A 1,514-nucleotide genomic window follows, 5' to 3' on the forward strand; every position below is an offset into this window, starting at 1 on the left:
GGGGCTTATGACCCGGCGGCTTGTGGCCCGGCGGGTGGTGGTGGCTGCCGGGGTTGGCGCAGTGGTTGTTGAAGGCGGGGTTGAGCAGGCCGATGACGTTGACGGTGTTGCCGCACACGTTCACCGGCACATGGGCCGGGGCCTGGAGCAGGTTGCCGGCGAGCACGCCGGGGGAGGCCGCGGTGCGTCCCGCGGCGCCGGAGTCGGCGTGGGCGCCCGCCGTCGTGCCGGCCAGTATTGCGGTCGCCGTCGCGGCGACCAGCACGCTGTGTTTCACGAGAGGTTGCACGTGTGGTCCTTCATCTTTCGAAGATGACGAACCGGGCACCTGGCGTCGGCCAGGTGCCCGCATCCCGAAGGGGATATCGCCCAGCCCCTGGACCGAGGAGCGCCGCCGAAGCGGCGAACGCCCGGTTCACCCGCTCCCCTTGGGAGCCATGACAGAAACGGACAGGGTGCTGAGCGCGTCGCATCGGATTGAACGATCGTCCCGCTGATAGGAAACGCACAGCTTCCCGCGCCACCGCTGCCTGAACGGTTCTTCTTCCCGCCCCCTGCCCCTGACGGGTTTCTTTCGGCATGGACACGCGTTCGCAGCGGTCGACGCCGCGCGGGCACGCCCGTACGAGATGCCACCCTCAAAAGATCCTGCCCCAGCGAATCTCCAGGTCAGTAGCGTGCGCGGCGCGGTGTGCCGGGGGCGCGTGATCGACGTCTGGGCGCGGGGGCGTGCACTGCGGGCACAGATGGGTTGTGCAAATGTCCGAGTCCTGTAACGGGCCGTCCCATCTTCAACCACCGCCTGCGGGACTAGCCCACAGTGAGGCCCACCCGGCAGCTCCGGGCATCTCGTCCCACCGGCCCCGCCTCCGCGGGGCTGACCGCAGGAGGTTCACCATGTCCCGTTCTGCCCGTCTCGCGGCCGTCGCACTCGGCTCGGCCGCCCTGGCCACCGGCGCGGTCCTGCCCGCCGCCGCCACCGGCGCGCACACCCTGCCCGCCCCGCACCGCTCCCCCATCGTCATCGGCGCGGTACAGGCCGACAGCCCCGGCCGCGACGACGGCTCCAACCGCAGCCTCAACGCGGAGTGGGTCACGGTGAAGAACCTCGGCCACCGCGCGGTCAACCTCAAGGGCTGGACGCTGACCAGCCGCAGCACCCACAAGACCTACCGCTTCAACAGCCTGCGCCTGAACGGCCGCCAGGAGGTCCGCGTGCACACCGGCCACGGGCGTGACACCTGGCGCGACGTCTACCAGGCCCGCCGCAACTACGTCTGGGACAACCGCCGCGACACCGCCAGCCTGCGCAACGACCACCGCCACCTCGTCGACACCAAGCACTGGGGCCGCCGCTGACCGCTGTTCCGGGGCCGCCCGCCACGGCCCCCGGACATCCAGGTGCGCCGCGGCCGAGGGGGCCGCGGCGCCCCCCCCGGCAGGGGAGAGGCAGGGCCCCCAGGTGCGGCCCGGTCCCCGGCCGTTGCCCCCGCAACCCGCACCCGCAGAATGTC

2 protein-coding genes are annotated in these 1,514 nt (G+C 71.9%); one reads left to right on the forward strand and one right to left on the reverse strand.

Features of this window, described 5'->3' with window-relative positions; genetic code table 11:
• Positions 1–289, reverse strand: a 289-nt coding sequence (locus tag ACH4K4_RS36570; protein ID WP_398173915.1) for a chaplin, incomplete at its 3' end; no start/stop codon positions are given.
• 608 nt (positions 290–897) lie between these two features.
• Here ACH4K4_RS36570 and ACH4K4_RS36575 point away from each other — a divergent pair.
• A complete protein-coding gene (locus tag ACH4K4_RS36575) occupies positions 898–1,359 on the forward strand; it encodes a lamin tail domain-containing protein (protein WP_398173918.1) in 462 nt (153 codons plus the stop codon).
• Positions 1,360–1,514: the final 155 nt, after the last annotated feature.

The organism is Streptomyces sp. NPDC017529, from assembly GCF_044329785.1.
Lineage (GTDB): Bacteria > Actinomycetota > Actinomycetes > Streptomycetales > Streptomycetaceae > Streptomyces.